Annotated in this window: 17 protein-coding genes; 4 read left to right on the top strand and 13 right to left on the bottom strand. The window is 41.9% G+C overall.

The genetic code is table 11. The features are described from left to right. Positions 1-392 precede the first annotated feature (392 nt). The 9 genes from AACS90_RS20395 to pepN form a co-directional block, all read right to left on the bottom strand. A complete protein-coding gene (locus tag AACS90_RS20395) occupies positions 393-986 on the bottom strand; it encodes a type 1 glutamine amidotransferase family protein (RefSeq protein ID WP_099121301.1) in 594 nt (197 codons plus the stop codon). A 3-nt stretch (positions 987-989) separates the two neighbouring features. Beyond that, on the bottom strand, positions 990-1,583 hold the full coding sequence (pqiC, locus tag AACS90_RS20390) for a membrane integrity-associated transporter subunit PqiC (protein WP_241538209.1): 594 nt from the start codon (positions 1,581-1,583) through the stop codon (positions 990-992). Between the two features lie 11 nt (positions 1,584-1,594). Beyond that, complete coding sequence (gene pqiB, locus AACS90_RS20385; RefSeq protein WP_099121299.1) at positions 1,595-3,244, bottom strand: intermembrane transport protein PqiB; 1,650 nt, start codon at positions 3,242-3,244, stop codon at positions 1,595-1,597. A 1-nt stretch (position 3,245) separates the two neighbouring features. Beyond that, entirely contained in the window at positions 3,246-4,514 is a 1,269-nt protein-coding gene (pqiA, locus tag AACS90_RS20380) for a membrane integrity-associated transporter subunit PqiA (RefSeq protein WP_099121298.1), read from the bottom strand. Positions 4,515-4,622: 108 nt separating this feature from the next. After that, positions 4,623-6,533, bottom strand: coding sequence for an ABC transporter ATP-binding protein (locus AACS90_RS20375; protein ID WP_099121297.1), 1,911 nt, complete (start codon positions 6,531-6,533; stop codon positions 4,623-4,625). 4 nt (positions 6,534-6,537) lie between these two features. After that, entirely contained in the window at positions 6,538-8,691 is a 2,154-nt protein-coding gene (gene rlmKL, locus AACS90_RS20370; RefSeq protein ID WP_099121296.1) for a bifunctional 23S rRNA (guanine(2069)-N(7))-methyltransferase RlmK/23S rRNA (guanine(2445)-N(2))-methyltransferase RlmL, read from the bottom strand. A gap of 288 nt (positions 8,692-8,979) precedes the next feature. Continuing rightward, a complete protein-coding gene (locus tag AACS90_RS20365; protein ID WP_099121295.1) occupies positions 8,980-9,531 on the bottom strand; it encodes a cell division protein ZapC in 552 nt (183 codons plus the stop codon). Positions 9,532-9,710: 179 nt separating this feature from the next. After that, positions 9,711-10,721 carry a quinone-dependent dihydroorotate dehydrogenase gene (gene pyrD, locus AACS90_RS20360; RefSeq protein ID WP_099121294.1) on the bottom strand — a complete coding sequence of 337 codons (1,011 nt, stop codon included), beginning with the start codon at positions 10,719-10,721 and terminating at the stop codon, positions 9,711-9,713. 149 nt (positions 10,722-10,870) lie between these two features. Next, entirely contained in the window at positions 10,871-13,489 is a 2,619-nt protein-coding gene (gene pepN, locus AACS90_RS20355; protein WP_099121293.1) for an aminopeptidase N, read from the bottom strand. A 328-nt stretch (positions 13,490-13,817) separates the two neighbouring features. On the opposite strand from pepN, the gene pncB reads away from it, so the two are divergent. The 4 genes from pncB to AACS90_RS20335 all read left to right on the top strand — a co-directional run bounded on the left by pncB (position 13,818) and on the right by AACS90_RS20335 (position 19,636). Further along, positions 13,818-15,032, top strand: a complete 1,215-nt coding sequence (gene pncB, locus AACS90_RS20350; RefSeq protein WP_099121292.1) for a nicotinate phosphoribosyltransferase — start codon at positions 13,818-13,820, stop codon at positions 15,030-15,032. A 349-nt stretch (positions 15,033-15,381) separates the two neighbouring features. Continuing rightward, complete coding sequence (asnS, locus tag AACS90_RS20345; protein ID WP_099121291.1) at positions 15,382-16,782, top strand: asparagine--tRNA ligase; 1,401 nt, start codon at positions 15,382-15,384, stop codon at positions 16,780-16,782. A 307-nt stretch (positions 16,783-17,089) separates the two neighbouring features. Continuing rightward, complete coding sequence (locus tag AACS90_RS20340; RefSeq protein ID WP_099121290.1) at positions 17,090-18,205, top strand: porin; 1,116 nt, start codon at positions 17,090-17,092, stop codon at positions 18,203-18,205. A 240-nt stretch (positions 18,206-18,445) separates the two neighbouring features. After that, the gene (locus AACS90_RS20335; protein ID WP_099121289.1) at positions 18,446-19,636 is read left to right on the top strand and encodes an amino acid aminotransferase; all 1,191 of its coding nucleotides are present in this window, start codon (positions 18,446-18,448) and stop codon (positions 19,634-19,636) included. A gap of 120 nt (positions 19,637-19,756) precedes the next feature. On the opposite strand, the gene AACS90_RS20330 is transcribed toward AACS90_RS20335, so the two are convergent. From AACS90_RS20330 to aphA, 4 genes are all read right to left on the bottom strand, one after another. Then, positions 19,757-20,389 (bottom strand): MBL fold metallo-hydrolase, encoded by a 633-nt coding sequence (locus tag AACS90_RS20330; RefSeq protein WP_099121288.1) that lies wholly within the window; start codon positions 20,387-20,389, stop codon positions 19,757-19,759. Positions 20,390-20,488: 99 nt separating this feature from the next. Next, on the bottom strand, positions 20,489-21,037 hold the full coding sequence (locus AACS90_RS20325) for a YcbK family protein (protein WP_099110712.1): 549 nt from the start codon (positions 21,035-21,037) through the stop codon (positions 20,489-20,491). A 363-nt stretch (positions 21,038-21,400) separates the two neighbouring features. Beyond that, positions 21,401-23,110 carry a L,D-transpeptidase gene (ldtD, locus tag AACS90_RS20320; protein WP_099121287.1) on the bottom strand — a complete coding sequence of 570 codons (1,710 nt, stop codon included), beginning with the start codon at positions 23,108-23,110 and terminating at the stop codon, positions 21,401-21,403. A 330-nt stretch (positions 23,111-23,440) separates the two neighbouring features. Further along, on the bottom strand, positions 23,441-24,154 hold the full coding sequence (gene aphA / locus AACS90_RS20315; protein ID WP_099121286.1) for an acid phosphatase AphA: 714 nt from the start codon (positions 24,152-24,154) through the stop codon (positions 23,441-23,443). Between the last annotated feature and the right edge of the window lie 81 nt (positions 24,155-24,235).

Here is a 24,235-nt window from a genome sequence, read left to right as displayed (position 1 = left end):
TGAGATCTCTGATTTCGACTACATTTCACCTTGAAAAAATGAGAGTTACCGACTTTGGTTAAAGGTGTCAAAACTTAAATCAAAACAAAAAAATAGCTCTCGTATATCATACTGATACACAGCATAAATGTATTTTAATCAAATGGTTATTTTCATTACTCATACCGTGGTGCAGCAGATTAAAAAATGTGCTCACAACTACACCACATATTCAACAAAGGCAATCATGCTACTGCAAGATAATCAGTATTTTTACAGATCATTAAATTTAGCGGGGAGGTATGCCACGTTAATCAATCAATTCCGTGACATATACAGTGCCGACATCAGGTATCAACTTTTATTCGCACTAATACCTGATCTGAGGAATATAAAATTTATTTCTCTCTTATTTAAGAAAACGGATCACCATATTTATTACAATAGTTGTAATAACCTATCCTGAATAGCTCGTGTTCCTTCTCTATTTCTTCTTTTTTATTTCTATATATAGTTTTCAAGATTTGTTCGGAAAACTCTATCGCGGCTGTTCCATTTGCAGTAATAAGGTTTCTATCAGTGACGGTTTGTTCTTTGATGAAATTTTCTCCATTTTTGTACTCCTTATATCCATTCCATAGATATTGAGAATTACCTGTATGTTGAAAATTGTTTAATAAACCATTCCTGGCTAAAAAGTCCACGGCACCACAAATAGCACCAACAATTACCCCTGAAGTGAGATAAAACGTTATAAGATTTTTTAGTTCACTATTTTTTATATTCCATGAATTACCGCCAATTAAGACAAACAGATCAATATCACGAGGGATCTTTTCTAAAGAATAGGTAATAACTGTGTTGAAATTCCCCATGGATTTACACGTCCCTTTATCTAAAGAAGCGGTTTCCACCTGCCATTCTTTGCTTATATTAAGCCGGGAAGCAAGATACCCACTTTCCCAATCAGCATAATCATTCAATAAGAAAAAAATGGCTTTTTTCATACATTATCCTTTTGTATAAGATATCTGGCTGGCAATCGACTGAATTAACTGGTTATAGCCCATGGATAAAGTTCGCACTAATTGAGCATAGCCGTTTTCTGTCTGTTTCAACTCTAAGTTAAATGCCCGCTTAATCGTCTCTTTTTGATTAGATAAAACCCAGTATCCCTGAATGACAACCCGACCATCATAGCGTCCATGAAAAGCTGTGATTGTGACATTCAATATGTCAGCATTTTTTTCCAGAAGCTGGTCAGAGACCAGCCTTTGTGGAAATGCTGCGCTCAGTTGAGTAGTCAGAATCTGTTGTAACTGCTGTTCCAGTGGGCTAGCCCATAAATGATTTGAGGCATTAACGTAACTAACATCTCCTGTCTGATAAACAATCCCCGGTGATGCGAGGTAATCAGCAAGACTGACCTTTTTTATCCATAACTGAGGTTCATGTTCGATATTTACCCGTTTTACCTCTGAGGCTTTTGTGACAACAGGTAGCTGATAATAAGTTTTCTGTGGCTGGCTGCTGCTACATCCTGAAAGCAACATTCCCCCTATCAGTAAGAAACCAGCAGGTATAAAAAATGCCAATCTTAACATCAGTTTTTTCATTAATTACGCGCCTTTTTCGGTTCAGGATCCTGTGCAGCTTCAGCTTCAAATACCAGTGCGTTGCTCTTATTGTTCAGTGTCTTCAATATCGGCTGCAATTCACGCAAAACCTGATCCAACCGTTGCATATTATCAACCAGTTTATTGTAAGCCTGTGAACCCGGCTGAATCCCCTGCATACTACGGTTTAATTCATTCAAGGTATTATGTAGATCTTTAGGCAGCCCCTGCGCTTCTTTACTCGCAAGAATACGATTTAACTCATCCATAGTCTTCTGCGCAGTCTTAACGGTTTTCTGACTTTCTTCTAATGTTTGTGTTGCCTGAATAAAGAGAGGTTCAATCGGCATTTGATTAATTTTATCCAGCGCCATGGTGACTTTTTGTTGGATCTGAGCCAATCCGCTGCTTGTGGTAGGTAAAATCTCATAACCTGCTATTTCTCTCGGGCCTTTCCATGTCTTTTCATCAGCGTAAAAGTCCAGATCGATGAACAGTGCTCCTGTCAGTAAATTGCCGGATTTCAGAGAAGCTCTTAAGCCCCGGGAAATAATTTTTTCCAGTTCTTTATCTGTGTAAAAGCCATCACCAATTTCTTTCTCAAACCGTTCAGGCTCCATATGAATTAAGACAGGAATGCGGAAATCGTTATCAAGGCGTTGCTTGATCCCGTCGGCATAGAAAGGCACTTTGGCGACTGTGCCCACCCGTATACCACGAAACTCGACAGGTGCTCCCGGCTGTAGGCCTCTGATTGAATCAGAGAAGAACAGCAAGAAGTCCCTGTGCTCGGTATACAGTGAGTTCTCTATATTTCTTTCGTTATCGTAAAGCCTAAATATTTCTTTTTCTTGTACCGGTTTGCCTAAATCCCAGCCTTTGGGCACATCAAAACTGACCCCACCAGCAAATAAAGTGGATAATGCCGCAACCTCGACCCTTACTCCCTGTGATGACACATCAAAAGCCACACCACTATCTTTCCAAAATCGAATATTAGTTGTTAATAGTCCGTCATAAGGCGCATTAATGAAAACCTGATATCTGGCGAGGCGGGATTTAGGATCGAAAGTACTTGTTTCCACTGAACCAACACGATACCCACGAAACAGAACGGGATCACCCGCGGATAACCGCCCTGCTTTTTCACTGGTTAAAATGAGTCGCATGCCTTTTGCATCAGGTGAGGCCAATGGTGGTGAATCCAATAATGAAAATTTTCTTTCTTCACTGCCTTCGCTACCGGGCTGTAATTCAATAAATACACCCGATAACAATGTACTCAAGCCAGAAACCCCTTCACGACCAATTTGAGGCTTAACGACCCAAAATGCGGTATCTTTATGTAACAGCCTCTCCATACCATCATTCAGACGAGCTTTGATGATCACTTCACCTAGGCTATCGCTTAATGACACTCTTTCAACCACACCTACATTAACACTGCGACTTTTTATTTTCGTTTTTCCGGCCTCAATACCTTCGGCATTAGAGGTTATCAGTATTACTTCAGGCCCCTGATGGCTAAAGTGATAAAATAGTATCCAGGCACCGATGAGCACAGTAATAATTGGTACGATCCATATAGGTGACCAACTCTTAAGTTTGCTGATCTTGGCTTGAGCCAAAGTTTCTTCTTTATCCGTCACCTTATGATTCCCCACTGTTCCGTAACTCAAATTTCTTATTTGCTTTGTCCCATGTCAGGCGCGGATCAAAGGTCATTGATGCAAACATCGTTAAAATTACCACTGAAGCAAACAGTATTGCTCCCGTTGCGGGATAGATACTCATAAACTGCCCCATGCGTACTAATGCCGATAATACAGCGATAACAAAAACATCAATCATTGACCAGCGGCCAACAAATTCCACTATTTCATAAATAAAATGCATAGTTTCAGAGTTGTATCTGCCATGTCTTTTTGCATCCCAGCATAACCAGCAAATAGCGAGCATTTTCAGTAAAGGCACCATAATACTGGCGATAAAAATAACCAGAGCAACGGGATAAGACCCCGTGCTCCAAAGCAAAATAATACCTTCCAGAATGGTTGAATTAATGTCACTTCCTAATGATTGTGTCACCATAATCGGCAACATATTTGCTGGAATATAAAGTATGGCTGATGTAATCAATAGTGCCATTGTCCACTGAAGACTGTAATGGCGACGGGCATGGCCCTTTGAGTGGCAACGGGGACATTGATGTTTCTGCGCTGGTAGAATAGCAGTACAGCACTGACATAGCCTAACCCCCTGAATTAAGCCGGGTTTGCCCGTTTGTAGAGGAACCCGTATTTTCGGTGCAGATTCTATATCATTCCAGATCCAATACCGGTCCAGACATTGAAAGGCTCTGATCTGAAACAGACAAAATAGACAGTAAGGCAGAAAACTGAGGCCAACCGCAATATCTCCATAAGCCATGAGCTTAACAAAGCTGACTAACACGCCAGCTAAAAATATTTCGGCCATGCACCAGGTTTTCATCTGAAATAAAATGCGCGCCAACTCAATTTTCAGCCGACGCGCCATTTTAATGTTCTGGCATAAAAGGATGATAGAAAGCATGCAGAATGCAGGTACAAGCTGCACAAAGATCAGGAAGAATACAGCTATGCTAGAATAATCTTCACTGAACATGGTTTTGGGGATTTCTGTGAGTGTAATTTCACTGACAATCCCCGCAACACTCATGCTGACAAAAGGGAACAGGCAGGCGAGGAATAACATAAATAACGCACTGACTGCATAACCTGTCGGTTGATTACGTGGTTCTTTCCACTTTGCAGTCAGTAAAGTATCACATCGTGGACAAACAGCCTTTTTCCCTTCCTCCAGCTCAGGCAATGCCACCAGCATATCGCATTGGTGGCATAGAACCAGCCTGTCATGCTGATGATTATCAGAACACAAAGTGCCTCTCCCATAAACAAAATCAATGCTGCCCTTTATATCACCAGATTGTCAGATTACCGCAGGTATAGCGGTAATCTGTATACTGTCGGATATCACCGGAAAACATTATCCATTCTTCATCATTTCCAGTTCCTGCCAGCGATCAAAAGCTTTCTCTAACGCCTGCTCTTTATTTGCCAAATCCTGCAGTACATTTTGTGTAACTTCGTGTGGCTGATTGAAAAAATCAGGATCACCGACCTGAGTTTGTAACTGTTCTATTTCCTGCTCTAACGTTTCCAATAATGATGGTAGTTGTTCTAACTCTCTGAGTAAATGGTAACTTATCTTATTATTTGAACGTTTTGTAGTTTCTTTAGCCTTAACCGGCTTACTCTCTGCCTTCTCTTTTTTTGCGGAAGACTGACGTAAAGAAACGGTTTGTTCCCTCTGTTGCTGAGCATCGAAATACCCACCAACATAGTTGTTGATTTCACCGTTGCCTTCAAAAATCCAGCATTCTGTCACTGAGTTATCGACAAACTGACGGTCATGGCTTACCAGAATAACAGTACCCGTGTAGCCATCCACTAATTCTTCCAGTAACTCCAGTGTTTCAACGTCAAGATCATTTGTCGGCTCATCGAGAATAAGCAGGTTGCTGGGCTTCAGGAATAAGCGGGCTAACAACAAACGGTTACGTTCCCCGCCTGAAAGAGCCCGTACCGGCGTCATTGCACGCTTAGGATGGAAAAGGAAGTCTTGCAGATAGCCTAAAACATGGCGCGGGCGACCGTTCACCATGACTTCTTGTTTGCCTTCGGCAAGGTTATCCATCACTGTTTTGTCAGGATCAAGCGCAGCACGGTGCTGATCAAAGTAAGCAACTTCCAGTTTTGTACCACAATGAAGCCGCCCACTGTCTGCCTTCAAATTCCCCAGCATCAGTTTCAGTAATGTTGTTTTACCGCAACCATTCGGTCCCACTAAGGCAATTTTGTCACCACGCTGAATCTGAGCCGAGAAATTTTTAACTAACGTTTTGTCGCCAATCTGGTAATTAACGTTTTCCAGTTCAAATACAATCTTGCCGGAACGGGTTGCTTCTTCAACCTGCATTCTGGCACTACCCATAACGTTACGGCGTTCTGAGTGTTCCACTCGCAACGCTTTTAGTGCTCTGACCCGGCCTTCATTACGGGTACGGCGTGCTTTAATCCCCTGCCGGATCCAGACCTCTTCCTGAGCCAGTTTTTTATCAAATTCCGCATTCTGTAGATCTTCAACCCGTAGTGCTTCTTCTTTGCCTTCAAGATACTTATCATAATTACCCGGCCAAGACGTCAGTTTTCCGCGATCCAAATCGATAATGCGGGTCGCCATGCTGCGAATGAATGAACGGTCATGGGAAATAAAAACCAGGCTGCCATTAAAGTCTTTCAGGAAATTCTCCAGCCACTCAATCGTCTCAATATCCAGATGGTTTGTTGGCTCATCAAGGAAAAGAACTTTCGGTGAACTGACTAAAGCTCTCCCCAAAGCCGCTTTGCGTAACCAGCCTCCGGATAAAGAAGATAATTTCGCCTCCGCAGGTAAAGCCAGTTGCTTTAATACATCACTGATACGGCTGTCCAATAACCAGAGGTTACGGGTATCCAACACTTCCTGTAACTCTGCCAGTCGGTTGAGATTTTTCTCACTAGGATCGGTTTCCACCAGTCGTGAAGTATGATGGAATGCCTTAATATACTCCGCCTGCTCTTTGACTCCTTCCGCTACAAAATCAAAGACCGTACCTTCTACATCACGAGGCGGGTCCTGTTGTAACCGGGCAACAATCAAATCCTGTTCATAAATAACCTGTCCGTCGTCCAGTGGTTGTTCTTTCGCCAACACACGCAGCAGGGTGGATTTCCCTGCACCATTGCGGCCAACCAGACATACTCTTTCATTTTCTTCAATATGTAGCTCAGTATCATCCAGTAATGGCGAATCACCGAATGACAGCCAGGCACCCGATAAATTAATCAATGACATAATATTATTTTCCCTCGCCAGCGTGACGCAGTAGCCAGCAGTTGTGGATCTGGCGGTTACGGGCAAAATCCTGCGACAGAGTTTTTTCTGTAATATCTTCTGCTACCAGACCTAATTTCTCCAGTTCAGCAAAGTCCATTTTGAAACCACGTTTATTATTGGAGAACATTAATGTTCCTCCGCGACGGAGTAAGCGCTTTAATTGCTTCATTAAATCGATATGATCGCGCTGAACATCAAATGTATCTTCCATACGTTTAGAGTTAGAGAATGTCGGAGGATCAATAAAAATCAGATCGAACTGTTCGCGTGTTTGAGCCAGCCACCCCAGACAATCTGCCTGAATCAGACGATGCTGACGGCCAGCCAGACCATTTACCTGTAGGTTTTTCTCCGCCCACTCAAGGTAAGTTCGGGACATATCCACTGTGGTCGTTGAGCGCGCACCACCCAGTCCGGCATGAACTGTTGCTGATCCGGTATAGGAAAACAGATTGAGGAAGTCTTTACCCTGACTCATTTCCCCGAGTTTTTTACGGGCAATACGGTGATCAAGGAATAACCCTGTATCCAAATAATCTGTCAGGTTAACCCAGAATTTCGCGCCATATTCATTCACCAAAAAGAATTCTTTCTTTTCAGCAAGTTTTTCATATTGATTTTTGCCTTTCTGGCGCTGGCGGGTTTTCAGAATCAGCTGATTAGATTGCAGCCCGAGCACATTCATTGTTGCGCTAATAACATCAAACAAGCGTTGACGGGCTTTATTGGCATCTACCGATTTAGGCGGAGCATATTCTTGTACGATAACTTTGTCGGCATAACGATCAACAGCGACGTTATATTCCGGCAAATCTGCATCATATAAACGATAACAATCAATTCCCTGCTGTTTCGCCCATTTACTGAGTTTCTTTTCATTTTTACGCAGACGGTTAGCATAATCTTCAGCAATACCGCCATCCAGTGGCTGAGGTTTGCCTGATGCTTGTTCATTTTGCTGAATCGCATCATTTTTTTGAATAGAATAATTTTTCTGAACACAATCTAAAGGGCCGTTTTTCGCTTTAAACTCGCGCTCAGCACGCAATTGCAGGCAGCTTAACAACTCTGGTGAAGCGCTGAACAGGGATAAGCGCCAACCCGGAAAACGGTTTTTTATGATCCGACCGAATACATTGTGCAAAGCAATCAATGCCGGTTCACTTTCGAGACGTTCTCCATATGGCGGGTTACTTAATATCGTACCGGTTACCCCTTCCTGCAATGGATTTTCCAGCTTACTCGCATCACCCTGCTGAAATTCAATCAGCTGTGAAACGCCGGCTCTACGTGCATTTGAACGCGCCATATCCATAACACGACGATCAATATCCTGCCCCCAAAAGCGTGATGAAGTTTCCTGTAACCCTCTACGGAAACGCACCTGTGCCTCGGTGGTGACTTCACGCCAAATAGCTTCATCGAATTTCAGCCATGATGTGAAGCCCCAACGCTGACGATTTAAACCCGGCGCACACTCGGCAGCCATCATCGCTGCTTCGATTAACAGTGTTCCTGAACCGCACATCGGGTCAACCATCGGTGTTCCCATACTCCAGCCGGAACGCAACACGACTGCGGCTGCCAGAGTTTCTTTCAGTGGAGCCTGACCGGCTAAATCACGATAACCTCGAATATGTAGCCCTTCTCCACTCAGATCGAGTGATACGCTTGCTTTTTCTTTATTAAGAAAAACATTAATACGCACATCCGGCTGTTGTTTGGCAACATCAGGACGCTGCTTTGTTTTCCGCATAAAACAGTCAACAATCGCATCTTTGACTTTCAGTGCACCATATTGTGTATTTCTGATTTCTTCATTTGTCCCACTGAAATGGACTGCGAATGTGCTATCTACTGAAAAAATTTCAGTCCAGTCAATAGACTGGACACCAAGATACAGGTCAAGATCGCTATAAACTTTAAATTCATTAAGCGGTAGCAGGATACGGGATGCTAATCTGCTCCAGAGCAGACTTTTATACATCACCCGTTCGTCGCCTTTAAAATGAACCCCACCCTGGGCAATCTTACAAGATTGTGCCCCCAGCGTTTCCAGTTCGTTCTTTAACAGTTCTTCCAGTCCACGTGCCGTGCTGGCAAAGAGAGAGTTCATGTATTATTCACCAAGACTATTATTTACTAAAAAATGTACCACCAAAAAATTGCTGCCATTATAGCTAATACCAGCAACATGTCATAAGATTGCTCGCTTCAGGTAAAAATAAAGGTGAAAAATAGCCTGTGGCGCAGTGTTGAGGCGCTTATGTACGAAAAATGCCGGCGATTTTCAATGGACAGGAGTGAGTTAAGATTTAATTAAGATTGAGAAAAAACTGTCAGCCTGTAGCTGATTTTTGGATCTGTGTATTTGGAGCAATCATAGAGCCGGATTAATAATTCTTTAAATCGCCTTATCATATATAGGGGCCTGAGTTGGTTCAGTATAAGGCATTAAACGGTCATTCATTATTTTTATCGGATCACAGAAATTCATTACACGATCACCGAGATCTAATTTTTGCTCTACTAATAAACAAACACTGGCATTGTCACCTGCTTCAGCAACCATAAATAACGCTTTTGTACCATCTTCCTGCAAACGAACCTGAATCATTTCACCCTGTTCAGGTTTGCTTATTAAAGAACAGATAGAAAAATACCAACTTTTAGGCATCTGTGGTTTCATAAAGCGGAAAGCAACCAATCCATTTAAAGCTAATTCAGCCCTGAGTTGTGGGGCAATATTAATACGGCGGGAATATTCTTCGAAAGTATAATAAAGCGCTGCATCATCGACAGAAAAGTTAATTTCTTTCATTGTGGTGACATAGGAAGTCAACATTCTGGCAGGAAAACGAGAACGAAAAACCATACCATTAGCAAGATCGAGCATGACACGGTTATGCTCAATATCAAAATACCAGCGCCATTGATCATCAGGTCTAATTTTCATTGGTTACCCTTTTCTGCTCAAAATAGTTTATTTGTTTAAAAATAAGCACCGCCCTAATGGGAATTTTAAAAAGTTGATAAACTTTTAATCTGTCAAACAAAATATAGACGAGTTGGGGGCAGAAATAAACCCCCAACGCCTTTAATACTAAACCTTAAACACCAGATTTCAGAAAATATTCAGATATGATTAACAATATCTTTGATTAATTTCGGCCCTTTATAGATAAAGCCGGAGAATATCTGAATCAATGAAGCCCCTGCTTCCATTTTTTCTCTGGCTGAAACTAATGAATCAATTCCACCCACTCCAATGATAGGAATTTCACCTTTTAATTCCTGAGAAAGACGGCGAATAATTTCTGTACTGCGCAGCTGCACCGGGCGACCACTTAAACCACCAGCCTGCTGACAGTGATTTAATCCTTCAATAATCTTTCTATCTAAAGTGGTATTCGTTGCAATGACTCCATCAATTTGATGGCGCATTAAACTATCTGCGATTTCTACTAATTCAGATTCGGTAAGGTCTGGCGAAATTTTTACGGCAACAGGAACATACTTTTGATATTTTTGTTGTAGTTCACTTTGTTTATTTTTAATCGCAGACAGAAGATCATCCAGTGCTTCACCATACTGTAATGTTCTCAGGCCCGGTGTATTAGGTGAGGAGATATTAATCGTAATATAACCAGCATGGGGATACACTTTATCCATGCAAATTAAATAATCATCTTTACCATTCTCTACCGGAGTATCTTTATTTTTACCAATATTAATTCCGATAATTCCGTCGTATTTTGCTTTCTTAACATTCTCAACCAAATTATCAACACCGAGATTATTAAAGCCCATCCGATTAATAATGCCTTCCGCTTCAACAACACGGAATAATCTCGGTTTATCATTCCCTGCCTGCGGACGTGGAGTTACCGTACCAATTTCAACAAAACCAAAACCCATTGCACCAAAGGCATCAATGCAATCACCATTTTTATCAAGACCGGCGGCTAAGCCAAGAGGATTCTTAAATGACAACCCCATACAGGTAATGGGTTTAGTGGCAACTGACTGGCGGATGAGGAATTCGAAAGGAGTACCGGTAACAAGTTTGAGCTGGCGAAAAGTAAGCTCATGGGCCTGCTCCGGATCAAGCTGGAACAATGCCTTCTTTAGAAGCGGATAATACATGCAATCTCCTGCGCTGCGAGCATAATGACAGGTTGTGGTGACTGTGAAATAAGCGCGGAGCATCTTAAAGAGATATTGTCAAAATGTAAATGTAACGCAGAAGATATTTATTAATTTCCTCCGGCTGAAGCCGGAGGAAATGTCATTACTCAGCTTTCCAGTGCTTTTGTGATTTTCTCAAATAAATCACCCGATAAGTTTTCCAGTGTTTTCAGTTCTTCTAGCGTTGTACGCATCAACGCCTGACGTTTTTCATCATAGCGATTCAGGCGGATTAATGGCTCAATTAGACGTGAAGCCACTTGCGGGTTACGCGTGTTGAGATCAGTCAGAACTTCTTTCAGGAACTGATAACCACGACCGTTCTCAGCATGGAATGCTACTGCGTTATTGGCAAAGAAGGTTCTCAGCAGTGAATAAGTGCGGTTTGGGTTACTCAGGCTGAAAGAGCGATGGTTCATCAAACTACGTACTTTATCAAGCACATCAAATGCCGGGCTGGTTGCCTGAAGCATAAACCATTTATCCATGACCAACCCATCCTGATGCCAGCGTTGATCAAACTCATCCATTAATTGATAACTGCAAGGCAATTCTGCCGCCATTGCCGCAGATAGTGCTGCAACAGTATCAGTCATATTATCTGCCTGATAATACTGAGCGGCGACTAGTTTATCAGCCTGTGCTTGGTCTTCAACAAATGCTAAATAATGCAGGCAAATATTACGCAATGACCGTTTTGCAATATCCTTATGCTCCACACGATATGCCCCTGTGTGAATACTGTGGTACACAGCCGCAAATTCATCTGCCATTTCGTTTGCCAGACTACGCGTGATGACATCAAGCACTTCATGAATAGCCTGTGGATCAATCACTGTAAACAACTCTGCCACTTCATTTTCAGACGGCAGTGTCAGGATCAGGGCCGCCAGTGCTGGGTCAATATCTTTATCCAGCAATACAGCGCGGAATGCATCAATGACATGCATTGGCAATTCTACCGGCTGGGATTGCTGATAACGGGTAACATTCAGTTTTATATAATTAGCTAACAGTGCCTGTGCCGCATCCCAACGAGAAAATTCATTGCGGGCATATTTCATCAGGAAGGTCAGTTGGCTGTCACTATATAAATAATCCAGTTTCACTGGTGCAGAGAATTCACGTAATAAAGAAGGCACCGGCTGTGACGGTACATCATCAAATACAAATGTCTGTTCTGCACTAATAACATTCAGAACATGATGCACAGGCTGACCATCACGACGTAGCGGAATGACACGACCATGTTCATCATACAGTTCAATATCCAGCGGAATGTGCAGAGGCAATTTTTCTTTCTGATCTGCGGTTGGTGGTGTCATCTGACTGACATGCAACAGATACTGCTGTTTTTCCGCATCATATTCATCACGTACTGTCAGTACCGGCGTACCTGATTGACTGTACCAGCGGCGGAATAGTGTCAAATCAACGTTTGAAGCATCCTCCATTGCCTGTACAAAATCATCACAGGTTGCTGCACTGCCATCATGACGGTGTACATAAAGCTGGATTCCTGCCTGAAATTGCTCTTCCCCCAGTAAAGTGTGGATCATTCGAATGACTTCTGAGCCTTTTTCATAAACAGTCAGCGTATAGAAGTTATTCATTTCCATCACCTGCTCAGGACGGATAGGATGCGCCATCGGGCTGGCATCTTCAGCAAACTGAGCTGCACGCATAATACGCACATTGTTAATACGATTCACAGAGCGTGACCCCAAATCAGAACTGAATTCCTGATCACGGAATACGGTCAGCCCCTCTTTCAGGCTTAACTGGAACCAGTCACGGCAGGTGATCCTGTTGCCTGTCCAGTTATGGAAATATTCATGCCCAATTACAGCTTCAATGCCAAGATAATCTTTGTCTGTTGCTGTTTCCGTTTTCGCTAAGACATATTTGGAGTTAAAGACATTCAGCCCTTTATTCTCCATCGCTCCCATATTGAAGAAATCAACAGCAACAATCATGTAAATATCAAGATCATATTCCAGACCAAAACGGCTTTCATCCCACTTCATGGAATTTTTCAGCGATGTCATAGCCCAGCCAGCACGATCCAGATTACCCCGGTCAACAAACAATTCCAGCGCAACTTTACGACCACTACGGGTAAGAAAAGTATCATGCAGGACATCAAAATCCCCTGCAACTAGCGCGAACAAATAAGAGGGTTTCGGGAATGGATCCTGCCATTTAACCCAATGACGACCATCACTCAGCTCTCCCTGCTCAATACGGTTACCATTGGACAATAAATATGGGTACTTGGATTTATCCGCAGTGAGACGAGTGGTAAAACGGGCCAATACATCCGGCCTGTCCAGATAATAAGTGATATTGCGGAAACCTTCAGCTTCACACTGGGTGCACAAAGCATCACCTGATACATACAACCCTTCAAGTGCACTGTTAGCCGCAGGATTATTTTCACTCACTATTTTCAGGGTAAACTGAGCAGGCAGTTGTTCAATGATTAATTTTCCATCCTGCTCCTGATAATGCTCCCATGCCTTATCATTAATATAGATACTCTTTAATGTCAGGTTTTCTCCATCTAAAATGAGTGGAGTGATATCATTAATCAGACGTTTTACTTGACTGGTTGCTGTTACAGTTGTTTTATCTGCATCTAGTTCAAAATCGAGATCAATATCTGTAATAGTGTAGTCTGGCGCTTTATAATCCAGACGATGCTTAATAAGCCGCTGTTGTGTCATAAGAAACCTTTTTTCATTACTTAATGTGAGAAGCTAACGCTGCCACAGAGACTCTATCCTTTCAATCCGGAAATCTCTTTTTTCAGATGTTAATCATTTATTAAATAAAGGTATAAAACCTGTTTTGAGAATATTAGTACTTTTGTGCTACTTGCCATCTCATATTGTATTTAACATGATATCATCTATAAATTGATCAACCTTAATCTGTATTGTCCGAAAAAATATATGCGATTATGTAGCTTTAATAACAGAATAATCACGGTATACTCTTCGGACTTTATCGATTTAGCAGACACAAATGCTCCGCGAGGATGCCTGACGCGCCATGACTTTAGACGCTACCCCGATTATCAAATCACTGCTTGATACTGATGCTTATAAATTTCATATGCAGCAAGCAGTGTACCACCATTACAACGATATTCATGTTGTTGCAGAGTTCCGCTGCCGTGGTGATGAACTACTCGGTAAATACGCCGGGGCATTACGCCAGCAGATTAACATGATGGCTGATCTGACTCTGACAGAACAAGAAGCTAACTATCTGTCTGGTTTGCCATTTTTTAAACAAGATTATCTGGACTGGTTCAAAACCTTCCGTTTTAACCCTGAACAAGTAGAAGTTTCTGTTACTGATAAAGGACAGCTTGCTATCAGAATTTCAGGTTTATGGCGTGAAGTGATCCTGTGGGAAGTACCGTTACTTGCCCTGATTAGTGAACTGGTACACCGCGATCGCTCGCCTGAGATTAAAGCAGAAGCGGCAGTCAGCCAGCTCAGAAAGTTAATTGAGCTGTTCTATCAGGATGCGGCAGCAGAACATATCGATTTATCCGGTTTCAAACTGATGGATTTCGGTACCCGCCGCCGTTTTTCACACGAAGTGCAATATGCCATTGTTAAGGAACTGAAAGAGAGTTTTCCTTATCTGATCGGAACCAGTAACTACCAGCTGGCACAACAACTTGATCTGGCACCGCTCGGTACGCAGGCTCACGAATGGTTTCAGGCTCATCAGCAAATCAGCCCCGAACTTGCTAACAGCCAGCGTGCGGCGTTACAGACTTGGCTGAATGAGTATCCGAACCAGTTAGGTATTGCCCTGACAGATTGTATCACTATGGATGCTTTTTTACGGGATTTCGATAAACCTTTTGCTGTTGCCTATAACGGCCTGCGCCATGATTCCGGTGATCCCGTTGACTGGGGCGAAAAAGCGATTGCTCATTATCTGTCACTGGGTATCGACCCACTGACTAAAACACTGGTATTTTCGGATAGTCTGGATCTGCAAAAATCACTGGCTCTTTATCGTCATTTCCATCAACGAATCAATGTCATGTTCGGTATTGGTACACGTCTGACCTGCAATATTCCGGGAATAAAGCCGCTGAATATTGTGATCAAACTGGTTGAATGTAACGGTAAGCCTGTCGCCAAACTGTCTGACAGTCCGGGAAAAACCATCTGTGAAGATGTCGAATTTGTCAACAAATTACGCAGAGCATTTGATATCCCGGAAATGAAAAAAGCCGTGTAATTTTCGGGATAGTTTGTATACACAATAGGTTTCAAGATGCGTCGCGGCGGCAAGGGAGTAAATCCCCAGGAGCATAGATAACTATGTGACTGGGGTGAACGAGCGCAGCCAACAAAGAGGCAACTTGAAAGACGAAGTGTATAGCGATATTTCATCGGCGTAATCACTCTCTTTCTGGTTACGCCGATAAAAAACAACTTTTCCCTTTATTTCCTCCTTAACCCCCTTAATTTCTACTTGTTTCCTGTGAAAGGACAAGTAAGATAAGGAGTCATCGTGCCGCTTGGCACGACTTACAGTAAGTCTAGTTATCTATATTAATTACCTATTATAAAGAAGAGAGAAATTTATGAGCGTAGCGCCTGTAGTCGATGTACTGCAAGGCCGTGTTCCGGTTGGCAGCGAAGTCACCGTCCGCGGCTGGGTACGTACAAGGAGAGATTCTAAAGCTGGTATCTCGTTCCTCGCCGTTTATGACGGTTCCTGCTTTAATCCCTTACAGGCCGTCGTTAATAATAATTTGCCTAATTATCAGGATGAAGTTCTGAACCTCACAACCGGGTGCTCTGTAGAAGTAACCGGTACTGTTGTGGAATCACAGGGTAAAGGTCAGAGTTTCGAATTACAGGCAACCAACATTGTGGTCGTTGGTATGGTAGAAGATCCCGATACTTATCCGATGGCAGCAAAACGCCACAGTATCGAATATCTGCGTGAAGTCGCTCACCTTCGCCCACGTACTAACCTGATTGGTGCGGTTGCACGTGTTCGTCACACACTGGCGCAAGCACTGCATCGTTTTTACCACGAAAAAGGTTTCTTCTGGGTATCTTCACCTCTTATCACAGCCTCAGATACAGAAGGTGCAGGTGAAATGTTCCGCGTTTCCACTCTGGACATGCAAAACCTGCCATTAACTGATAAAGGTGAAGTTGATTTCAGCAAAGACTTCTTCGGGCGCGAAGCCTTCCTGACTGTATCCGGTCAGTTAAACGGTGAAACTTATGCCTGTGCATTAAGTAAGGTTTACACCTTCGGGCCGACTTTCCGTGCTGAAAACTCCAATACCAGCCGCCATCTGGCCGAATTCTGGATGCTTGAACCAGAAGTTGCTTTCGCTGATCTGAATGATATCGCTAAACTCGCTGAAGAAATGCTGAAGTATGTCTTTAAAGTGGCTTTGGAAGAGCGTGCTGATGATCTGGCGTTCTTTGCAGAGCGCGTTGACAGTGAAGTTATTACCCGACTGGAAAAATTTGTCGATTCTGACTTTGTCCAGCTGGATTACACAGATGCCATTGAAATTCTGGAAAACTGTGGTCATAAATTCGAAAACCCAGTTTACTGGGGTGTTGATTTGTCATCTGAGCATGAGCGTTATCTGGCAGAGAAGCACTTTGGTGCGCCAGTCATCATGAAAAACTATCCAAAAGACATCAAAGCGTTCTACATGCGTATGAATGAAGATGGCAAAACTGTCGCGGCAATGGATGTTCTGGCTCCGGGCATCGGTGAAATCATTGGTGGTTCCCAGCGTGAAGAGCGTCTGGATATGCTGGATGCGCGTCTGGAAGAGATGGGACTTAATAAAGAAGATTATTGGTGGTATCGTGATCTGCGCCGTTACGGCACCGTTCCTCACTCTGGTTTTGGTCTGGGCTTTGAACGTCTGGTGGCTTATGTCACTGGTGTCTCAAACGTACGCGACGTTATCCCATTCCCAAGAACGCCAAGAAACGCAAGTTTCTAATGAATCCGTTCGAAAAATAACCAAAAATCAATCCTGAGAAAAGCCAGCGAAAGTTGGCTTTTTTCATTTCATCGTCAAAACAGTGCAAAAAAAGTTCCTTGACATTTACATTTTGTAATATATTTTTTCAGTTTGTTACTAATTTTGTACTTTTGTAGCACTTTGAGGGTGGATAAAAGCCATAACCAATGGAACACTGAGCGCAGATTAATAAGACACCTGATACCCACAAATAGTTCCAAAAATTTTAGTGTTCTGTTTTCAAAGTGTGCCAGATGTCTAAATAACACCAATGAGGGTAATAATAATGAAGCGCAATATTCTTGCAGTGGTAATTCCAACTTTGCTGGTTGCTGGTACAGCAAACGCAGCTGAGATCTTTAACAAAGACGGCAACAAATTGGATCTGTACGGTAAAGTAGACGTTCGTCATCAGTTCGCTGATAAAAGAAGCGGCCAAGATGGCGACGATTCTTACGCTCGTATCGGTATCAAAGGCGAAACTCAGATCTCTGACCAACTGACTGGTTTCGGTCGTTGGGAATACAACATGAAAGCTAAAGGTGCAGAATCTGAATCTGATACAGCCACCCGCTTGGCTTTCGCTGGTCTGAAATTCGCTAACTACGGCTCACTGGATTACGGTCGTAACTACGGCGTAAACTACGACGTTAACGCATGGACTGACGTGCTGCCAATCTTTGGTGGTGACTCTATGTCCAAAACTGACAACTACATGACTGGCCGTGCAACTGGCCTGCTGACTTACCGTAACACTGATTTCTTCGGTTTGGTTGATGGTCTGAACGTTGCTCTGCAATATCAGGGCCAAAACAGTGCTCGTACCAAAAATAATCGTTCCGAAGCTGAAGCAAATGGTGACGGTTACGGTATGTCTGCTACTTATGACGTAGGTTACGGCATCAATGTTGGTGCTACTTATGCTAACTCTACACGCGCAGACAGCTGGAATACTGGTTCAGCTTACGGCCATCGTGCTGAAGCATGGAATATTGGTGCTAAATACGATGCTAACAACGTATATGTAGCAGCGATGTACGGTGAAACCCGTAATATGGCTATGTCTAATACAGTAAAAGTGAAGACAGCGAAGGCCGTAAATACTTACTCTGGTCTTGTTAATAAAACTCAGAACTTCGAGTTCGTTGCACAATACCTGTTCAGCGATCTGGGTCTGAAACCATCTCTGGCTTATGTTCAGTCTCAAGCTAAAAATCTAGGTGAGACAAGAAGCACTGTCAGCGCAGATCTGGTTAAATATGTTTCTGTAGGTTCTTACTATTACTTTAACAAAAACCTGTCTACCTACGTTGATTACAAAATCAACCTGCTGGACAAAAACGAAGGTGGCGATGCAAACGGCCGCAACGTATTCGGTGTTGGTCTGACTTATCAGTTCTAATCACCGTTGATAAACAGTTTAGCGAAAAGTTAAACCATTTATCTCAGAAAAGCAGCGCTCCGGCGCTGCTTTTTGCATTTCATCTCTCTGTTTTTTCAGACTCTTTTCTCCACTCCGTAAACTACTTCACAAGATTTTATTCTTTTTGCTACAAGTGGTTGGCAAATCGATTTCTTAGGGTTACCCTGAGCAGCGTATAATTTATTTCGGGCTTAACTCTCCAAATTTTGGAATAAAAAAATGTTTGAAAAAATCACAGCAGCGCCTGCCGACCCTATTCTTGGTTTAGCTGATAGCTTCAAAGCTGATCCCCGCGAAAATAAAATCAACCTGGGTATCGGTGTCTATAAAGATGAAACCGGTAAAACTCCTGTCCTGACCACCGTTAAAAAAGCAGAAAAACTCCTGCTGGAAAACGAAACTACTAAAAATTATCTGGCAATCAGCGGATTACCAGAGTTTGGTCGTGTGACTCAGGAACTGCTCTTTGGCAACACCAGTGCCATCGTTACTGAAAAACGAGCCCGTACCGTACAAAGCCCAGGCGGAACAGGCGCACTGCGTACTGCCGCTGATTTTATTGCCAAGCAAACTAATGCCAAACGTGTTTGGATCAGTAACCCAACCTGGCCAAACCATAAAGGTGTTTTCTCCAGTGCCGGTTTAGAGATCCGCGAATATAACTATTACGACGCAGAAAAACACGCTCTGAATTTCGACGGTATGCTGGCAAGTCTGTCTGAAGCACAAGCTGGTGATGTTGTTCTATTGCACGGCTGCTGCCACAACCCGACCGGTATCGATCCTACTCCTGAACAGTGGCAGAAACTGGCAGATTTATCTGCGGCAAATGGCTGGCTGCCTGTATTCGATTTCGCTTATCAGGGCTTTGCTAAAGGTCTGGATGAAGATGCTGAAGGTCTGCGTATTTTTGCCAAAAATCATGATGAATTGATCGTTGCCAGCTCTTACTCCAAAAACTTTGGTCTGTACAACGAGCGTGTTGGGGCCTGTACTATCGTTGCAACAGACAGCGATACTGCCGAGAAAGCGTTCAGTCAGGCTAAATTTATTGTACGTACCAACTATTCTAACCCACCGGCTCACGGTGCTTCTGTTGTTACGACAATTCTGTCCAACGAAGAACTGAAAGCAGAGTGGATTCAGGAACTGGCAACAATGCGTGAGCGTATTCAGCGTATGCGTCAGTTGTTCGTTAACACCTTACAAGAAAAAGGTGCAAAACAGGATTTCAGCTTCATCTGCGCTCAAAATGGTATGTTCTCATTCAGCGGTCTGACTAAAGAGCAGGTTGAACGTCTGCGTGAAGAATACGCTGTTTATGCAGTCAGCTCCGGCCGTATTAACGTAGCTGGTTTAACACTAGAGAACATGGTGCCTCTGTGTGAAGCGATTGTTACTGTACTTTAAGTAAAATTCAAAATTTCATTGAAGTACACAATCCTATATCGATATTAAAGCCGCTGAAAAGCGGCTTTTTCTTTCCAATTATCTGTAAAACTGAGAAATGCTGAATCAAAAAATTATTGGTCAGTTTTGTAAGAATGGATTCGTTTTCCGTTCATACCCCAACGTTGACATTGGGCCATGGCCCGGAATAAATTGATAGTCATCCCCCAAAGCCAGAACTTTTTCTTTGATGGATTGGATCAATTCATCATGATTCCCACCCGGAAAATCCGTTCGGCCAATACTGCCTTTGAACAGCACATCTCCCATCGAAATTAATTTATCAGCATGATTGGTAAAAATAATATGCCCCGGAGTATGTCCCGGACAATGCAAGACAGAAAGCTGAATATTACCGACTTTTACTGTATCTCCATCATCCAACCAACGTTCAGGGGTAAAAGATGGGCATTCTTCAACGCCAAACATCTGGCATTGAACCTCTAACGCTTCTATCCAGAAAGCGTCACCTTTATGCGGCCCATGCACCGGTACATTAAAATGTTTCGCGATATCAACTGTTGCACCAACATGATCAAAATGACCATGTGTCAGCAAAACCTGGGTTAATTTTACTCCCCGCCTCTTGATCTCAGCGATCAGTTTTTCAGCCTCACCTCCCGGATCAACAATTGCAGCTTCCAGAGTTTCATCGCACCAGATCAACGTACAATTCTGCATCGCAACGGTGACAGGCATTATGTGGTATTTCATTGTATTGTTTACACTCCACAATCAGGACAAATTCTTAATATATTCGTCATCTTTCAAGCCCTTTTACAGTCCACTTGAAATATGAAAGATATAATAAGATTACCACGTCCTGACCGGGCCTGTATCAATATGAATAAAATTACTTTTTGGGTAAAACCCTACTCCACCAGCTTTCATTTTCAATGCTGCTTTACGGATATGTGATAACTCCATGCCATCAATATGGAAATCCATTGCCTGACCGCGGGTATGGTAACTGTGTTTTGCCACGCCTGAACTTGCATGACGCAACATATTATTCGTCTTTAATGAACGATATCCTGAAACTAACTGAACTGGTTTATTTATTCCCATCATCATTTGTAACAGGTAAATTTGATCAAATAATTTTGGATCAATTTTCTTTGTTTCATTTTGGCGATAATCACGGAATAAATAATTCAGTCTAATAAGTTCAGATTTATTATAATGACGCCCGTCAAAAAACTCGGCTTTAATTGTTTCTCCGGTATGGAGATTATCTACCCGTAGGATCCTGGGGCGTGGTGTTGTCAATGTAGCTAGTGCATGTTGGGGCAATAAACCTAACCCTAATGCAACCATACTTACGCCGAGCCACTTACGGCGGTTATGATCAATATTATTCATATATTGTGCTCTACTGCTTTCTCTGATTCTTAGATAGTTTCAAAAATATATTAACATTTAACACCAATCAATTAACAAAACCGCAACGAACAAAAAAGTAGCTTTTACTATTTTTGTACATTAATGTAAATTTTTTAGTTGATGTTTTTATTCTGATTTACAGAATACAGTTTTTGTTAAACTGAATTTAAATATTTATATTTGGTTAATGCAAGCTATTAATTTAGTAAATGTGCAATAACTAAAAGAAAAAATCAAAGTGTGGGAGATATGGCAGGTAAAAAAAATAGCAGTGAGAATATTCCTCACTGCTAAAATATATTATTAACTTTTTCCATTTATAATTTAACAAAAATAAGGGTATTATCTGGCTACTAAAATCTGAGATATAAGTTCAGATTTTTGTCTGGCATAGTTATCATATTCATAAATATCAGCACGATATTGTGGTTTTCCTTTTTCATCAACCCAGGCTGTTTGGTAATAAAGGAATACTGGGACTCTTTTCGGTATATTCACATATTTTGTTGCCCACGTTTTCAAAGAATTATTGACTTTTCCTTTATTCCAGCCAGCATCACCTAATAACATATTAGCTAATTCAGGTGCTTTATTAACACGGACACAACCTGAACTGACAGCTCTCATTTCACGCTTAAATGAAGCCTGATTTGGTGTATCATGCAAATATATTGCTTCCGAATTAGGCATATTAAACTTGAATCTACCTAATGAGTTTGTTGGGCCAGGTGCCTGCCGTATCCGGTAAGGAAAATTGCCGGGTGTTATGACTCTCCAGTTAATTGAAGAAGGATCGACAACGGCTGCATCACTACTCCAACTGGAAAATACTGTATAACCACGGCTGCGAAAATAACTGGGATCACGCATGGCTCTCGGTGCTATATCTTTGCGGGTCATGCTGACAGGAACCGTCCAGGGGGGATTAATCACTACATTATTCAGTTCACTACTCATAATTGGTGTTTTTCGGCTTGGACGCCCAACAACAACTTTAGAACTTAATGCCTCTTCGCCATTCAAATAATAAAATAGTGAATAATCAGGTATATTTACTAAAATTGCGGTAGGAAGATTATCAGGAATGATACGCAACCGTTGCATATTCAATGCCATGATCCTTGCGCGGGTTTTCGGGGTGGTATTTAACCATATCCTTGTTGATTGCCCGATGACTCCATCAGCAGCTAAGCCGTGTAAAGACTGAAAACGCTTTACTGCTGCAACTAACTCTCTGTTATAAAATTTATTCTCAGGGCTAACTACTGACGATTCTAAAGTACCTGAACGCACCAATATATTTCTCAGCGCAATAACACTCTGGCTACTTTGTCCGGGCCTTAATGTTTCTTTCATTGAAAATTCAGACCACGGTTGTTTGTCCTTCAGTTGTTTTAGCATCTCATTACGCATTTGTTCGTACATAGAATGGTTAGGTGATAATGACGAAATGTAATTGCTGAGATTATTATTCTTAACGTGCTGTTGCCACTTTTCAATTAAACTACTCGGGGGTAAATCGATTTTATATGGAGTTTTACCATATAACCATGAATCCCCTTTATTATGAATGTTATTAATGAAGTGAAGATAACCTAGCATAGCATCAGATAGAATAATATCCCGTCCCATGTCACTTAATTCAGGTGAATTAAGTTGTATCATCCATTTTCCGAATTGAGGCTGAAACCCGGCTAACGATAAATCAAACAACTGATCTTTAAAATTGTGTATGGCAGTTTCATCACGCCATAATGGTTTCATGTTATTTACTGAATATAATCGTGATAATTGTTGATAATATATCGGTTTTACTTGTTTAGGTAATAATTCTTGTAACTGAACTTTATTTTCTTCCGGAGAAGTTGATAAAGATACAGGAGCCATTTGAGTAGAGTTGATATCAGTATCTACTTTTTTTTCCCCCCATGATAATGGCTGGGCATCATTTGCTATCAATACGTTTTGTTGACTTGCAAAGGCTCCCTCTGATACTACTAAAATGCTACAGATAAAAGAAACTTTTAGTAACCTTACCGTATTCTTTGCCATAAGAGTTCACCTCGCTTTTATGTATACCCCTTTTTCATAGTGACAAGTTTACCGACTGTATTTATCAGCCATGAAACCATACATGAAATTTACTGGGTATATTTGGCTATCCAATGACTTATTCTAATTATCGGCAGACCAATGTTATCAGAAGAGAATAGTAGTAATTATATACATAATTACTTATTAAGACAGAAAGCCTATCAATTATATCCAATTACATGAACTAAAAGAAAATTATTGCTATAATAAATTAACTTATATTAGTTATAAAAAAGAAAAGGCACTTAAAGTGCCTTTAATAATAAATAAACATGATAAATGTTTAAATTAATATTCTGAGTTAATAACGACTTCTTCTCCAAATTTTCCTGCTTTAGGCAAAGGCTGATAGGAGGAATTTGATGCTCTCAATATACGAATACCACGAATATTTAATTCACGGGCTGCGGCAATATCAGCATCAGCATCGCCATAATAAATTTTCAGGTTATGATCTCTCATCCAACTGATTTTATTATTTTTGTCGGGATCATCTCCTGCAAAAATAACAGCATTCATTTTATCGGCAGGGATATGAAGGTCTTCCTGTAAATATTTAGTCACTGTTTCTGTTTTAGTTCTGGTACGGCCAGTAATAAAATAAATATCATCACCGCGTTTCAGATGCATATGAACCAAATCGATGCCAACCTGTTTCGGCATACTGAATTTATCCCATTCGTTGTTCATTTTCTCCCAGAATTCCGGGTTTTTCAGGTAGCTATTGTCATTCGGCGAATATTCCAGTTGACCTCGATAAAAGCCGGGGCTGGAAAACAGTACGGTATCATCTATATCGAATCCCACAGACATGGGGGGGTTACTTTGCAAACTTTTTTCAATCTGCTCCACTGAAACCCAGTGTACCGCCTGACGCTGGGAAAGCTCTACTGTAGTGACCCCTGAGCTGACTTGTTCCGGCACTTGTACTTTTGCCTGAGCAGTACCGCTTAGGCCAACAGCAAGGGCAATTGCACTCAATGCTAACACTACTTTACGCATAGTTTTTCCTTCTTCTCATCCTGATCACAATGGGAGGGAATGATAAGCACTCTTATTTCAAGAAAATGAGATTTAATGCAC

It is taken from the genome of Xenorhabdus sp. KK7.4 (genome assembly GCF_963876465.1).
Lineage (GTDB): Bacteria > Pseudomonadota > Gammaproteobacteria > Enterobacterales > Enterobacteriaceae > Xenorhabdus > Xenorhabdus stockiae.
Note: the sequence above shows the minus strand (reverse complement) of the source record. Positions and strands in the feature narration are given on the sequence as shown.

Coding starts and splice junctions, on each gene's coding strand:
- AACS90_RS20395 (WP_099121301.1), bottom strand. CDS start 986: ATGAAAAAAGCCATTTTTTTCTTATTGAATGATTATGCTGATTGGGAA.
- pqiC (WP_241538209.1), bottom strand. CDS start 1,583: ATGTTAAGATTGGCATTTTTTATACCTGCTGGTTTCTTACTGATAGGG.
- AACS90_RS20375 (WP_099121297.1), bottom strand. CDS start 6,533: ATGTCATTGATTAATTTATCGGGTGCCTGGCTGTCATTCGGTGATTCG.
- rlmKL (WP_099121296.1), bottom strand. CDS start 8,691: ATGAACTCTCTCTTTGCCAGCACGGCACGTGGACTGGAAGAACTGTTA.
- AACS90_RS20365 (WP_099121295.1), bottom strand. CDS start 9,531: ATGAAAATTAGACCTGATGATCAATGGCGCTGGTATTTTGATATTGAG.
- pyrD (WP_099121294.1), bottom strand. CDS start 10,721: ATGTATTATCCGCTTCTAAAGAAGGCATTGTTCCAGCTTGATCCGGAG.
- pepN (WP_099121293.1), bottom strand. CDS start 13,489: ATGACACAACAGCGGCTTATTAAGCATCGTCTGGATTATAAAGCGCCA.
- pncB (WP_099121292.1), top strand. CDS start 13,818: ATGACTTTAGACGCTACCCCGATTATCAAATCACTGCTTGATACTGAT.
- asnS (WP_099121291.1), top strand. CDS start 15,382: ATGAGCGTAGCGCCTGTAGTCGATGTACTGCAAGGCCGTGTTCCGGTT.
- AACS90_RS20340 (WP_099121290.1), top strand. CDS start 17,090: ATGAAGCGCAATATTCTTGCAGTGGTAATTCCAACTTTGCTGGTTGCT.
- AACS90_RS20335 (WP_099121289.1), top strand. CDS start 18,446: ATGTTTGAAAAAATCACAGCAGCGCCTGCCGACCCTATTCTTGGTTTA.
- AACS90_RS20330 (WP_099121288.1), bottom strand. CDS start 20,389: ATGAAATACCACATAATGCCTGTCACCGTTGCGATGCAGAATTGTACG.
- AACS90_RS20325 (WP_099110712.1), bottom strand. CDS start 21,037: ATGAATAATATTGATCATAACCGCCGTAAGTGGCTCGGCGTAAGTATG.
- ldtD (WP_099121287.1), bottom strand. CDS start 23,110: ATGGCAAAGAATACGGTAAGGTTACTAAAAGTTTCTTTTATCTGTAGC.
- aphA (WP_099121286.1), bottom strand. CDS start 24,154: ATGCGTAAAGTAGTGTTAGCATTGAGTGCAATTGCCCTTGCTGTTGGC.